The 13870-nt window shown below is 70.6% G+C and carries 11 protein-coding genes; 10 read left to right on the top strand and 1 reads right to left on the bottom strand.

Annotated elements, in window-relative coordinates:
- Positions 1-69: 69 nt before the first annotated feature.
- From ACIBF7_RS20535 to ACIBF7_RS20510, 6 genes are all read left to right on the top strand, one after another.
- Positions 70-1098, top strand: coding sequence for a LacI family DNA-binding transcriptional regulator (locus tag ACIBF7_RS20535; RefSeq protein ID WP_148033004.1), 1029 nt, complete (start codon positions 70-72; stop codon positions 1096-1098).
- A gap of 237 nt (positions 1099-1335) precedes the next feature.
- Positions 1336-2628, top strand: a complete 1293-nt coding sequence (locus tag ACIBF7_RS20530; protein ID WP_271276886.1) for an extracellular solute-binding protein — start codon at positions 1336-1338, stop codon at positions 2626-2628.
- A gap of 2 nt (positions 2629-2630) precedes the next feature.
- Positions 2631-3632, top strand: coding sequence for a carbohydrate ABC transporter permease (locus ACIBF7_RS20525; protein ID WP_271276885.1), 1002 nt, complete (start codon positions 2631-2633; stop codon positions 3630-3632).
- Entirely contained in the window at positions 3629-4492 is an 864-nt protein-coding gene (locus tag ACIBF7_RS20520) for a sugar ABC transporter permease (RefSeq protein ID WP_271276884.1), read from the top strand. Before ACIBF7_RS20525 ends, ACIBF7_RS20520 begins: the two co-directional genes overlap by 4 nt.
- 49 nt (positions 4493-4541) lie before the next feature.
- Positions 4542-6101 (top strand): glycoside hydrolase family 13 protein, encoded by a 1560-nt coding sequence (locus ACIBF7_RS20515; protein WP_397197840.1) that lies wholly within the window; start codon positions 4542-4544, stop codon positions 6099-6101.
- Positions 6102-6103: 2 nt separating this feature from the next.
- Positions 6104-7135, top strand: coding sequence for a LacI family DNA-binding transcriptional regulator (locus ACIBF7_RS20510; RefSeq protein WP_148033000.1), 1032 nt, complete (start codon positions 6104-6106; stop codon positions 7133-7135).
- Between the two features lie 42 nt (positions 7136-7177).
- On the opposite strand, the gene ACIBF7_RS20505 is transcribed toward ACIBF7_RS20510, so the two are convergent.
- On the bottom strand, positions 7178-9994 hold the full coding sequence (locus ACIBF7_RS20505) for a BTAD domain-containing putative transcriptional regulator (RefSeq protein WP_397197839.1): 2817 nt from the start codon (positions 9992-9994) through the stop codon (positions 7178-7180).
- A 169-nt stretch (positions 9995-10163) separates the two neighbouring features.
- On the opposite strand from ACIBF7_RS20505, the gene ACIBF7_RS20500 reads away from it, so the two are divergent.
- The 4 genes from ACIBF7_RS20500 to ACIBF7_RS20485 all read left to right on the top strand — a co-directional run bounded on the left by ACIBF7_RS20500 (position 10164) and on the right by ACIBF7_RS20485 (position 13791).
- A complete protein-coding gene (locus tag ACIBF7_RS20500) occupies positions 10164-10466 on the top strand; it encodes a hypothetical protein (RefSeq protein ID WP_148032998.1) in 303 nt (100 codons plus the stop codon).
- Between the two features lie 333 nt (positions 10467-10799).
- On the top strand, positions 10800-12143 hold the full coding sequence (locus ACIBF7_RS20495) for an MFS transporter (RefSeq protein ID WP_271276881.1): 1344 nt from the start codon (positions 10800-10802) through the stop codon (positions 12141-12143).
- Between the two features lie 89 nt (positions 12144-12232).
- Positions 12233-13345, top strand: coding sequence for a C1 family peptidase (locus ACIBF7_RS20490; RefSeq protein WP_271276880.1), 1113 nt, complete (start codon positions 12233-12235; stop codon positions 13343-13345).
- A gap of 8 nt (positions 13346-13353) precedes the next feature.
- Positions 13354-13791 (top strand): hypothetical protein, encoded by a 438-nt coding sequence (locus ACIBF7_RS20485; RefSeq protein ID WP_271276879.1) that lies wholly within the window; start codon positions 13354-13356, stop codon positions 13789-13791.
- Positions 13792-13870: the final 79 nt, after the last annotated feature.

Raw genomic sequence — 13870 nt, 5'->3', positions numbered from 1 at the left:
ACACATTGCTGGCCGAAGCTCCCGCAGCCCCGGTCCTGGGAGGAGACGGAGAACGGTAAATTGGCTGCCATGACCATGCGCCTCGCCGACATCGCCGCCCAAGCGGGCGTGAGTGAGGCCACCGTGAGCCGGGTGCTCAACGACAAGCCGGGCGTGGCGCCCGGCACCAGGCAAGCCGTCCTCACCGCGCTCGACGTGCTCGGCTACGAGCGCCCGGCCAAGCTCCGGCAGATCCACACCGGCCTGATCGGCCTGATCCTCCCCGAGCTCAGCAATCCGATCTTTCCGGCGTTCGCGCAGGTCATCGAGAGCGCCCTGGTGCTGTCCGGCTACACCGCCGTGCTGTGCACGCAGACGCCGGGCGGCGTCACCGAGGACGACTACACCGCTCTGCTGCTGGAGCGCGGTGTCGCGGGCATCATCTTCGTCAACGGGCTGCACGCCGACTCCCGCTCCAACGCCGCGCGTTACGTGCATCTGACCGAGCTGGGCCTGCCCATGGTGCTGATCAACGGCTACCGCCCCGACATCCAGGCTCACTTCATCTCCAACGACGACGTCGCCGCGCTCGACATGGCCGTCGCCCACCTGGTCTCCCTCGGTCACCGGCGCATCGGCCTGGCGATCGGCCAGGAGCGTTTCGTGCCCACCATGCGTAAGACGGAGGGCTACCGCCGTGCCATGGCCAACTACGCCGGCGTCACCGACGTCTCCGACCTGGTCGTCAACACGCTCTACACCGTGGAGGGCGGCCAGTCCGCGGCCCAGCAACTGCTCGAGCGCGGCTGCACGGCCATCTGCTGCGGCAGCGACATCATGGCCATCGGCGCGATCAGGGGCGCCCGCAACCTGGGCCTGAGCGTGCCGGAGGAAGTGTCGGTGGTCGGCTTCGACGACACGCCGATGACGGCCTACCTCGACCCGCCGCTCACGACGATCCGGCAGCCGGTGCGCGAGATGGCGCTGAACGCGGTGAGCAGCCTGCTCGACGAGATCGGCGGCGTGCCCGCGCCCCGCGGCGAGCTGCTGCACCGCCCCGAGCTGGTCGTCCGCCGCTCGACGGCCCCCATCCGCACGCCCGTCGTCCCCACCTCCTGACTCCCGCGGCAGACCCTCCTCCGGCAGGTGCTCGGATCAGGAGACCTGCTGTCCAGGTGTCGTCACCCAGAGTGACGGCTGGCTGCCTCCTTGCAAAGATAACGAAAAAGTGATCCTTATTTGCAAAGTCTTTCAATGAAGCTTGCAGGCGCGTAACGTCCACCTCACTTCCGAGGACCCCGGCGGGCGAGGTCTCCCGCGGCGTGTCCCCCTTCGGCTTCCTACGAGGAGACAGAGATGCGGCAAGCCCTTTCGGCCGTGACGATGGTCGCGGCGCTCGCGCTCGCGGTCGGCGCGTGCGGCGGCGGCGACGGCACATCCTCCGCCGCGCCGACCGGCTCGGCCCCCGCCGACCCGAGCCAGATCAGCGGCGAGATCACGTGGTGGGACACCGTCCGCCCGGACAGCGAGGGCCCGACATTCCAGAAGCTGATCAAGGAGTTCGAGGCCAAGTACCCCAAAATCAAGATCAAGTACGTCAACGTCCCCTCCGACCAGGCGCAGAACCAGTTCCAGACAGCGGCCCAGGCCGGCACCGGCGCCCCCGACGTGATCCGCTCCGAGGTCGCCTGGACGTCCCAGTTCGCCGAACTCGGCTACCTCCAGCCGCTCGACGGCACCCGCGCCGTCGACGACGAGGCCGACTACCTCCCCGGCCCGCTGAGCAGCACCAAGTACAACGGCAAGACGTGGGCGGTCCCGCAGGTGACCGACACGCTCGCCCTGCTGTACAACAAGCGGCTGCTGAAGGAGGCCGGCCACGACAAGCCGCCCGCGACCGTACCCGAGCTCAAGCAGGCGGCCCAGGACGTCAAGTCCAAGACCGGCGCCAACGGCCTGGCGCTCAACGTGGACGGTTACTTCCTGCTGCCCTTCATCTACGGCGAGGGCGGCGACCTCCTCGACGTGCCGAACAAGCAGGTCGTCGTCAACTCCCCGCAGAACGTCAAGGCCATGGCCACCCTGCAGGACCTCATCACCTCGGGTGCGGCGGCCAAGCCCGCGCTGCAGGACAGCTACGCCAACGCGATGACCGCGCTCAAGGACGGCAAGACCGCGATGATCTACAACGGCCCCTGGTCGCTGTCGGAGGTCTACCAGGGCAAGGAGTTCGCGGACAAGGAGAACCTCGGCATCGCCCCGGTGCCCGCAGGCTCCGCCAAGGCGGGCGCCCCCACCGGCGGCTGGAACCTCGCGATCTACGCCGGATCCAAGAACATCGAGGCGTCGTACGAGTTCCTGCGCTTCATGAGCTCGTCCTCCTCGCTCGCCACCGTCTCCGCCGAACTGGGCCTGCTGCCCGCCCGCACCTCCAGCTTCGAGGACCCGAGGGTGAAGGCCAACACCGACGTGTCGATCTTCAAGCCGATCATGGAGACCGCGGTGCCGCGCCCGTGGATCCCCGAAGGCGGCCAGCTCTTCCAGCCGCTGCTGGAGAGCTACCAGGAACTGGTCGGCGGCGCCACGCCCGAGGAGACGCTGACCAAGGCCGAGGAGAAGTTCCAGACGATCATGAAGGCCTGGAGCTGACCGTGGCCGTTTCGACTGGACGTGCGAGGAGCACGACCAGGGACAGCGCCGACCGCGGCCGCCGCCGGGCCGGCCGCGACCAAGGCCCGCTGCGGCGGGCCCTGTCCCGGCACTGGTACGCCTGGGCGATGGTCGCCCCGGTGATGATCGTCGTCACCGTGCTGATCGGCTGGCCGCTGCTGCGCGGCGTCTACCTGTCCCTGACGGACGCCACGGAGGCCAACGTCGGCCGGACGATCGGCGTCAACGTCATCCCGGCCACCTACGAGTTCGTCGGCCTGGACAACTACGTCGGCATCCTCTCCAGCGGCCTGTTCTGGGAGAAGCTCACCTGGACGGCGATCTGGACGGTGTCCTGCGTCGTCCTGCACTACGGCATCGGCCTGGGCCTGGCCATGCTGCTGCACCGCCGGCTGCGGTTCCGCTCGCTCTACCGGGTGCTGCTGATCCTGCCGTGGGCGATCCCCGGGTTCGTGGCCGCCTTCATCTGGCGCTACCTGTTCAACAGCGACTTCGGCGTGATCAACGCGATGCTCAGGGCGGCCGGGCTCGGCGCGGTCGGCTGGCTGGACGACCCGGTCACGGCCAAGCTCGCGGTGATCGCGGTCAACGTCTGGGTCGGCGTGCCGTTCATGATGGTGGCTTTGCTGGGCGGCCTGCAGTCGATCCCGTCCGAGCTGTACGAGGCCGCCGCGGTCGACGGCGCGACACCCTTCCAGCGCTTCCGTCACATCACGCTGCCCATGCTCCGGTCGGTCTCGGCGACGGTCGTGCTGCTGGGCACCATCTGGACGTTCAACATGTTCCCCGTGATCTTCCTGATAACGCGGGGCGGTCCCGGCAGCGAGACGGAGATCCTCGTCACCTACGCCTTCAGGGAGGCGTTCACCGGGGTGCGCAACTACTCCGGCTCGGCGGCCTGGGGCGTGATCATCCTGGTCCTGCTCGTCGTACTCGCCACCGTTTACCGCCGCGCGCTGCGCAGACAAGGGGAGGTCTGGTGACCGCGAACACCCGCCCGGTCGCGCCGGGCGCCGCCGGGCGCAGCCCGGCCGCGTCGGTGCTGCTGCACGTGACCCTCGTCGCGGCCTGTGCCGTCTCGCTGTTCCCCGTCGTCTGGCTGGTGCTGACGTCGCTGAAGCCCCGCGACGGATGGCTGTCCGCCGAGCTGGAGATCTTCAACCAGCCGTCGCTGACCAACTACGCGCGGGTGCTCGGCGAGACCGAGTTCCTGACGTGGCTGGTCAACTCGGTGCTGGCGGCGGGCCTCACCACCGTCCTCGGCGTCTTCCTCGCCTCGACCACCGGGTACGCGCTCAGCCGCCATGCCTTCCCCGGCCGGCGCGGGATCATGTGGATGCTGCTGATCACCCAGATGTTCCCCGTCGCCATCCTCATCGTCCCGCTGTACAACCTGATGGCCGCGCTCGGACTGCTGAACCAGATCCCCGGGCTGATCATCGCCTACATGACGATCGCGGTGCCGTTCTGCGCCTGGATGATGAAGAGCTACTTCGACTCCATCCCGCGCGAGATCGACCAGGCCGGGCTGATCGACGGGCTCACGCCCTTCGGCGCGTTCTGGCGGGTGGTGCTGCCGCTGGCCCGGCCCAGCCTGGCCGTCACCGCGTTCTACTGCTTCATGACCGCATGGGGCGAGGTCGCGTACGCCACCGTGTTCATGTCCCAGGAGGAGAAGCGCACGCTCGCCGTGGGCCTGCAGCAGTTCGTCGGCCAGCACTGGTCCGACTGGGGACTGCTCACCGCCTCCGCCGTGCTGATCGCGGTGCCCGCCGCGGCGGTCTTCCTCGTCGTCCAGCGCCATCTGGTCGCCGGGCTGACCAGCGGCGCGACGAAGTCGTGAGCCGGCCTCGTCGCACCGGCCTTCCGACTCTGACTGATCGGGGAAACAGATGACCGAACTCGCCGAGGGCGCCGCGCAGCCGGTGACCGCCACCCGCTGGTGGCGGGACGCGGTGATCTACCAGGTCTACGTGCGCAGCTTCGCCGACGGGAACGCCGACGGCGTCGGCGACCTGCCGGGCGTGCGCCGGCGCCTGCCCTACCTGGCGGAACTGGGCGTGGACGCCGTCTGGCTGACGCCGTTCTACCCCTCGCCGATGGCCGACTTCGGCTACGACGTCGCCGACTACCGCGACGTGGACCCGCTGTTCGGCACGCTCACCGACGCGCGGGCGATGATCGCCGACGCGCATGCCCTCGGCCTGCGCGTCATCGTCGACGTGGTGCCCAACCACACCTCCGACCGGCACCCTTGGTTCGCCCGTGCCCTCAAGGGCGGTCCGGACCGGGAGCGCTACATCTTCCGCGACGGCCGCGGCGCACACGGCGAGCTGCCGCCGAACGACTGGGAATCCATCTTCGGCGGCCCCGCCTGGACCAGGGTGGCCGACGGTCAGTGGTATCTGCACCTGTTCGCCCCCGAGCAGCCCGACCTGAACTGGGAGCACCCGGAGGTGCACGCGGAGTTCGCCGGCGTGCTGCGCTTCTGGCTCGACCTGGGCGTGGACGGGTTCCGGGTGGACGTCGCGCACGGCATGGTCAAGGCGCCGGGGCTGCCCGACGTCGGCCGGACCGGCCAGGTCCGCATGATCGGCGCCGACGTGGTGCCGTACTTCGACCAGGACGGCGTGCACGAGATCCACCGGTCGTGGCGGCGCGTCCTCGACTCGTACCCGGGGGAGCGCATCGGCGTGGCCGAGGCGTGGGCGCCCACGGCCGAACGGCTGGCCCGCTACGTCCGGTCGGACGAGCTGCACCAGGCGTTCAACTTCCACTTCCTCAACACCCCGTGGCAGGCCGGGGCGCTGCGCGAGGTCATCGACGAGTCGCTGGCCACGGCCGGCTCGGTCGGCGCGCCGTCCACCTGGGTGCTGTCCAACCATGACGTCAAGCGGCCCGTCACCCGCTACGGCAGCCTGGCCAGGGCGCGCGCCGCCGCGCTGCTGACGCTCGCCCTGCCCGGCTCCGCGTACGTCTACCAGGGCGAGGAGCTGGGCCTGCCCGAGGTGCTCGACCTGCCGGAAGAGGTCCTGCGGGACCCGCAGCGGCTGCGCGACCCCGACAGCGGCCGCGACGGCTGCCGGGTGCCCATTCCCTGGACCCGCGAGACCGGCTGGAACGACCCGTGGCTCCCGATTCCCGGCACGTGGGCGGAGCTGAGCGTGGAAGCGCAGCGGGACGACCCCGGCTCGACGCTGGAGCTGTACCGGCAGGCGCTGCGGCTGCGCCGCGCACGCCCCGAGCTCGGCGACGGCGCGCTCACCTGGCTCGACTCGCCGTACGGGACGCTCGTCTTCACCCGCGGCGACGGCTTCACCTGCGCGGTCAACCTCAACGACCACGAGGTGGAGCTGCCGGTCTCGGGCGACCTGCTGCTGGCCAGCGCGCCCCTGGCAGGCGGTACGCTCCCGCCCGACTCGGCCGCCTGGTGGGGGCGGCCCCTGTGGTAGGGATGCCCGCGAACGGGATGCCCCGGCTGACCGACATCGCCGCGCTCGCGGGGGTGAGCGAGGCGACGGTCAGCCGGGTGCTGAACGGCCGGCCGGGAGTCTCGAAGCCGACCCGGCACTCCGTGCTGACCGCGCTCGACCTCATCGGTTACGAGAGGCCACCGCGCATCAGGCAACGCAGCCGCGGCCTGGTGGGCGTGGTGACACCCGAGCTGGACAACCCGATCTTCCCCGCCTTCGGCCAGGCGATCGAGAAGGCGCTCACCCAGCACGGCTACACGCCCGTACTGTGCACGCAGCTGCCCGGCGGCGCGCCCGAGGACGAGTTCACCGAGCTGCTGCTCGAATGCGGCGTCAGCGCCATGATCTTCGTGTCGGGGCTGCACGCGGACACCACCGCGCGGGCCGACCGCTACATCCGGCTGGTGACGCAGAAGGTGCCGATGGTCCTGCTGAACGGGTACGCCGCGGACGTCGAAGCGCCGTTCCTGTCCACCGACGACCGCCTCGCCGCCCGGCTCGCGGTTCAGCACCTGCACGCCCTCGGACACGAGCGGATCGGGCTGGCCGTGGGCCAGGCCAGGTTCGTCCCCGTGATCAGGAAGATCGACGGCTACCGGCAGGCCATGGCCGACCTGTGCCCCGGCGAGGACCCCGGCGCGCTGATCGCCCACTCCCTCTTCTCCGTGGAGGGCGGGCAGGCCGCGGCGGCCCAGCTCCTGGATCGCGGCTGCACCGGGATCGTCTGCGCGAGCGACCTCATGGCGATCGGCGCCATCAGGGCGTGCCGCGACAGAGGGCTGGACGTCCCCGGCGCGGTGTCCGTGGTCGGATACGACGACTCGGTGCTCATCCCCTACACCGACCCGCCCCTGACCACGGTGCGCCAGCCGGTACAGGTCATCGCCGCGGCCGCGGTCGACACGCTCCTGGAGCTGGTCGCCGGGGCGCCGTCCCGCCACCAGGAGCTGATCTTCCGGCCCGAACTCATCGTCCGCGCCTCCACCGGCTCGGGCCCGAAGATCATCCGATGACGGAGGCTCCGCGCGGCCGACACGGGCTCGGCGTTCCGCGGCTCAGACGAGCCTGCGGCAACGACGGCGGTACTCCTCGTTGGCGCGGGCGAGATCGTCCAGATCCTCTTCTATCGTGGCCAGCCACTCGCTGAGCACCGCGCTCTGACGATGGCCGAGGTCGCGATAGATCGCCAGCGCCGCCCGCCAGTGCGCCCGGGCGGCCGGCAGGTCCTCCAGGAGCACGGTGGAGGCCAGCAGGTCGAGTGCCGCCGCCGTGCGCAGCGGGTCGCCGAGCTCCTCGGCGTGGGTCAACTGGGTCTCGGCGTGCCGCCTGGCCGCCTCCCGGTCTCCTCTGCGTAACGCGATCTCGGTGAGGTTGTGCAGGGAGAAGCAGATCTGTTGCACGTCATCGCAGGCGATCGCGTATCCGAGCGCCCGCCGCAGCGCCTCGTCCGCCTCCGGCAGGCTGCCCAGCTCGATGAGGGCACAGCCCAGGTTGACGTGTCCCGCCGCGGCGTACTGCGGCACCTGTCCGTACTCGGGCACGGCCAGCGCGATCCGCAGATGCCGCATCCCTTCCTCCGGACGGCCCTGGGTGATGTACAGCCCGCCGAGGTTGGCGTGGGCCGAGCCGACCATGCGGTCACTGCCCGCCGCGGTCGCCAGGTCGATCGCCCGCAGGTAGTGCTCGACGGCCTCGGCGTAGCGCCCGGTCTGCTTGCAGACGATGCCCGACGAGTTGCTCATGTACGTCATGCCCTCCAGGTCGCCGCACCGCGTCGCGGACGCGTGGCCGATCCGCAGTGCCGCCGACCACTCCCGCCAGCGTCGCCGGATGATGAAGTACGCCAGCAGGTCGGAGGTGAGCCGCCAGGCGCGGTGATGCCGGCCGTGCCGGGCGGCGAGCTCGACGACACCCACGAAGCTCTCGCGCTCCGCGTCGTGCCAGGCCAGAGCCTCGGCCCGATCGGCGAACCGCAGCCGCTCCACCGGCGGGTGTGTCAGCTGACGCTCGCCCGGAGGCCGGCGCGGCTGCAACAGGGGATAGGCGGCGAAGACCGCGTCGGCGTAGAAGTCGACCAACCGCAGGGCCGCCTCGGTCCGTCCTTCGTCCGGTTCGTCACTGGCCAGCATCCGGATGGCATAGCTGCGCAGCAGATCGTGCATCGTGTAGCGGCCCGCCCGATGCTCATCGATCATGTGCGCCGTGGACAGCTCCTCCAGGGGACGCCGTGCCCCGGCGAGGGCGACGCCGAGCAGCGCCGCGGCCGCCTCCGGCGCGAAGTCCTGGCCGGGAGCCAGGCTCAACAGCCGGAACAACCGCCGCGCGACGTCCCCGAGCGCGCGGTAGGACAGCTCGAACGCGGAGTCGACCGGCCCCTTCAGGCCACCTTGGATGTCGAGCACCTCCAGCGCGTCATCGGTCGAGAGGCGCCTGGTGTACTCCACGATCGTCAGATGAGGACGGCAGATGAGCTGCGCCGCGGCCAGCCGCAGGGCCAGCGGCAGATACGCGCACCGCCGCGCCAGCTCGCGGATGGCCTGCGCGTCATCGGCCGTCGAGCTCGTGATGGCCCCGCGCAGCAGCTCGTCCGCCTCGATCGCGGTGAGCGGATCGAGCCGCAGCAGCCGCGCCCCCTCGTTGGCGATCAGGCCGCGCAACTGGTTACGGCTGGTCACCAGGACGACGCAGCTCGCCGAACCGGGTAGCAACGGCCGGATCTGTTCGGCGTCGCGCGCGTTGTCCAGCAGGATCAGCACACGTTGCCGGGAGAGCCGCGAGCGCAGCAGCGCCGCCGCCTCGTCCACCTCGTCGGGGACCGCGTCGACTCCGACAGAGCGCAGGAACCTGTGCAGCACCTCAAGGGGTTCCAAGGGATCACGGCCGGGATCGAAGCCGCGCAGGTTCACGTAGAGCTGCCCGTCGGGAAACCGGTCGCGATGTCCGTGCGCCCAGTGCACAGCCAGCGCGCTCTTGCCCACCCCGGCCGTGCCGACCACCAGCACCGCGGGAGGCGGGTCGGCCGCGCACGCCATCGCGGTCAGCGTCTCCAGCTCTCGGACCCTTCCCGTGAAGCGGTGGACGTCATAGGGGAGCTGGGCGGGCCGCACCCAGGTCGCCGGAGCGAGGCTCAGGGATTGGTCCGCGGTGAGGATGGCCTGCTCAAGCCGGACGAACGCCTCTCCGGGGTCGAGCCCTTCCTCCTCGGCGAGCAGACCGCGCATCCGCCTGGCGGTCTCCAGCGCCTGAGAGCGAAGGCCCGCACGGTACTGCGCCAGCATCAGCCGGCACACCATCGGCTCGCGCAGCGGGTGTGCCTCGACGAGGCCGCTCAGCTTGGGGATCAGCGCGTCGTGATCGCCGAGCGCCAGCCGGGCATCCGCGAGCGACTCCAGAGCGCTCAGCCGCTGCTCATGCAGCCGGTGGCGGGCCGCGTCCGCGTACGCCGCGGTGATGTCCGCCAGCGCCTGCCCTCGCCACAGCCCGGCTGCCGCGTCCAGTTCGCGGGCCGCCTCCTCGTGCGCGCCGCGTTCGAGCAGCCTGCGGCCCGCCTTGACGCGGCCGGCGAAGACGTCGGCGTCCAGCGCACCGTACGCCAGCTCCAGGCGGTAGCCGCCGGGGCAGGTGACGACGACGTCGTCCAGCCCGCGCTCACGCAGCGCCTTGCGCAGTCCCGAGATCGCCACGTGGACCTGCGTCCGCGCGGACGCAGGCTCCGCGCCCCCCCAGATGGCCTCGATCACCTGGTCGGGCGTCACCACCCGGTTGGCGTGCAGCAACAGATAGGCCAGGAAAGCCCGGTGCCTGGGCTGGGCGGCGGATACCGGCCCGCTGTCCGTGATGATCTCAACCGGTCCAAGAATGCCGAACAGCACCTGCGGCCCCCCTGATCGCTGATGGCGAGCGTAGGCACACTGCCGAGGTGCCGCAAGCGGGTAATAGCCGCCGACAAGCGGATGGATAGCCCCTCCTGCCTACGCTGTGCCGTAGATCAACGGCGTTCCAGCCGAGTCCTGTCACGGTGTGAGGAGTGCAATGAAAAAGGTGACGAAGACGCTGCAGGTGGCCGCGGTCGGCGCATTGCTGGCGGCCGGCACAGTGGTCGCGTCGGCGGGGGCCGCACACGCGGCTCCCTCCAACTGTTCCGACACGTACACGACGTTCACCTACGAAGTGTTCTGCGGCAAGGGGGACGGGGAGTTCCAGGCCGTGGTCAGGTGTTACAGGATCGGCTCCAGCAACTACACGACCCGGTACGGACAGTGGAGGCGCCCCAACACCGTGAGGTCCGTGGCCAAGTGCACGACCAGCGAAGAGCCGGCGAGCGGCTACTGGCGCTTCCGCTGAGGGCCGATCGTCATCCCCGATCAAGGCATCGTGGGACCGACGGGACACAGGGTGCGGTGCCGGGGCGGCTGCCAGGTCCGGCAGAGTGATCAATCTGCCGTCGGCTCCGCTAGCATCGGTGACATGTCTGGCGCTTCGTGCGCGGCCGTCTGTGCCGCGGTGACAAGGACGCTCCGCTAGCGGCGGGGCGTTCTTCTCACTATCCGCTGAACGTCCTGTCGCTTCGTGGTCCAACCGGAGCGGCACGTTCGTGCTGCCCGGAACCTCTTCTGGGCAACGGAGCACTCGATGCTTTCAGGCATTCTCCTTTCGCTCCGGGACGGATCGTCCCCGGTGCGTGCGTGGCTGGTGCTGTGCGGCATGGCCACGCTGCAGTTCTTCATCGCGCTTGACATGACCGTGGTCAATGTCGCGCTGCCCTCGATCGGCGCCGACTTCAGCGTCGACGATCACGCGCTGACCTGGGTCGTGGTCGGCTACACCATCACCGGCGGCGGGCTGCTGATGCTCGGCGGCCGGCTGGGCGACGTGCTCGGCAGGCGCCGCATCCTCCTGCTCGGCACGACGCTCTTCGGCGCCGCGTCCGTGCTGGCCGGGCTCGCGCCGTCCTTCGCCCTGCTGGTGACAGCCCGGCTGCTGCAGGGCGCCGGTGAAGCGGTCGCGCTTCCGGCATCCATGGCGGTGATCGTGCTCATGTTCCCCGAGGGACCGCGCAGGTCGCGGGCGCTGAGCGTGTGGGCGGCCGTGGCGAGCTGCGGCCTCGTCGTCGGGTTCGTGGCCTCCGGGATCATCACCGAGCTGCTCGGCTGGCGGTGGATCTTCCTGGTGTCCGTACCCTTCATCCTGGTCGTGCTCGCCACGGTCGTCCTCCTCGTGCCGGGCGGACGGGCTGCCGAGCGCGCTCCGCTGGACCTCCCCGGTGCGCTCCTGCTGGTCGCGGCTCCGCTGCTGTTCACCCTCGGGGTCGTCGAGGCAGGAGGGGCGGACGGCACGCTGCCGTGGCTGCCGCCGGTGGCGCTGGCCGGCGCGGTGGTGGCCGGGGCGCTGTTCGTCAGGGTCGAGCGCCGCGCACGGCGACCGCTCGTGCCGCCGCGGTTCTTCCGCAACCGGCCGCGCTTCCTCGCCAACCTCGCCACCGCTCTGCTGAGCGCGGCGCTGTCCACCTCGTTCCTGCTGTTCACCTACTACCTGCAGGATCGGCTGGGCGCCGGCCCGCTCCAGGCCGGCCTGACGATGCTGCCCCTGGCGGTGTCCCTGATCGCGGCCTCGCTGCTGATTCCCCGGCTGTTCGGACGGTGGGGCGCCCGCGTCTGCGTCCTGGCCGGGATCGGCTGCACCATGCTGGCGATGGCCGCCATCGCGCTGGTCTCCCGTCTCGGGGCCGCCGGTCCGGCGATGATTCCGGCCATGATGCTCGTCGCCGCCGGGATAGGGTTCGGGATCGTCGGACTGCAGTACGTGGCGGTGACCGGCGTTACCGAAGACGACGCCGGCATCGCCTCCGGCGTCCAGCGAGCCGCCGACCAGCTGGGCGGTGCTACCGGGGTCACCGTGTACGTCGGCATCGGGTTCGCTCCCGCCTTGGACGGCATCGACCCGTTCCTCACCAGTAGCCTTCTGGCCCTCGCCGGGCTCGCCGCGGCCGGGTTCGTCGCCTGGCGGATCTCTCTCAGGTGAGCCCTGACTGGGGAAGCCCCTAGGCCATCCCCCGGGGCGCCAGGGGTCCGGCACGGCGACGCTTGGAGCCACGCGACCTAGGAGGGGACATGCCAGTGAACAGTCCGCTCGACCTGGGCCGGCTCCAGACGGAGCTGGAACAGGCCGAGCAGCCATGGAGCATGGCGTACACGTCCATGACGGGGCTCACCGAAGAGAGCAGGGTCCTGCGCCTCGGGGTTCCGCCGACGCCGGGCGTGAGCGTCGCCGAGCTCGACGACGACCTCGACGAGCGGACCGCGGCGGCCCACGCGGCCGGCGCGGAGTCGGTGGGGGCCCCGGCCGCCTTCGACCTGCGCGACCACGGCGGTGCCGACTACACCACACGGGTCAAGGACCAGGGGGACTGCGGGTCGTGCGTCGCCTTCGCGGTGATCTCGACGATGGAGCACGTCGTCCGCTTCACCAACCGGACGGCGGGCCTCACAGTGGACCTCTCCGAGGCCCACCTGTTCTACTGCCACGGCGGCCAGGATGGAGCGAGCTGCGTGGCGGGCTGGTGGCCGGCGCAGGCCCTGCCCTACTGCCGCGACGCGGGGGTCGCGTTCGACGACTGCTTCCCCTACGTGGCCGGGGACCAGGACTGCTCCCGGCTGAACGCCGACTGGCCCAACCGCATGGCGAAGGTCGCGCGGTTCCAGGACATCAGCGGCGACGCCGCGGCCATGAAGGAGCACATCGCCGCGTACGGCGCCGTCTCCGCGTGCCTGGACGTCTACCAGGACTTCTTCAGCTACGGCGGCGGCGTCTATCGGCACGTCACCGGCGCGTACGCCGGCGGTCACTGCGTCAGCCTGGTCGGGTACGACGATGCCGCCGGATGCTGGATCGCCAAGAACAGCTGGGGTCGTCACTGGGGCGACCAGGGCTTCTTCAAGATCGCCTACGGTCAGTGCCGTGTCGAGACCTACCAGACCTGCTCCGTCTCCGGGGTGACACTGCGCGGCTGGCTGCCCGACCAGCGGATCCTGGGCCTGTGGAGCAACGAGGCCGACGGCAACGTGTGGGCCTACGGCAGTGTCCGCGGCTGGCTCAAGCTCGACGGCGCCGACGCGACCACCGGCGAGGCGATGCTGCTCGAACTGGCGGCCTCCAAGGCGCTCGGCACGCCCGTCGGCCTGTACGAGGACGGCGGAACCGTCCACCAGATCTACGCGTGGTAGGGGGAGAGATGACGACGAAGGAGTACGACGAGATCACCGTTTCCCGGCCGGTGCTGATCCCGCCGTCCGTGTGGCCGGTCGCCGCCGATGGCCAGGGCTCCGCCAAGCCGGCCGGTGACGAGATGGTCGCCCGGTTCGCGCACCTACCGGACGGCGAGATGCGGCCGACGCTGACCGTCTCCCCGGAAGTGGCCGAGGAGATCGTCTCGGAGGACGGCGGAGCCGGTGGGTGGATCTCCGGCGCCACCGTCACCGCCACCTGGTCGATCGCCCAGACCCGCAACGCCTGGATCCTGGTGCAGGGCGTCTGGAAGAAGATCTACAACGGCGGCGACGGGGCGTTCACGGCGCTGCTGACGCTCGCCACGCAGGCCAGGCAGACCGGGTCCCCGATCACCTATCGGGAGGAGCCGGACGGCCTGGTCCACGAGATCTACCTGTGGTGACGGCGTTTCCGGAAACGGCGCGGACTTTCGGCAGGCACGGTGCCGCACCGGCTCGGGTGGGAATCCTGGGAGGGTGCGG

Source organism: Nonomuraea sp. NPDC050478 (assembly GCF_044458265.1).
Lineage (GTDB): Bacteria > Actinomycetota > Actinomycetes > Streptosporangiales > Streptosporangiaceae > Nonomuraea > Nonomuraea ferruginea.
Note: the sequence above shows the minus strand (reverse complement) of the source record. Positions and strands in the feature narration are given on the sequence as shown.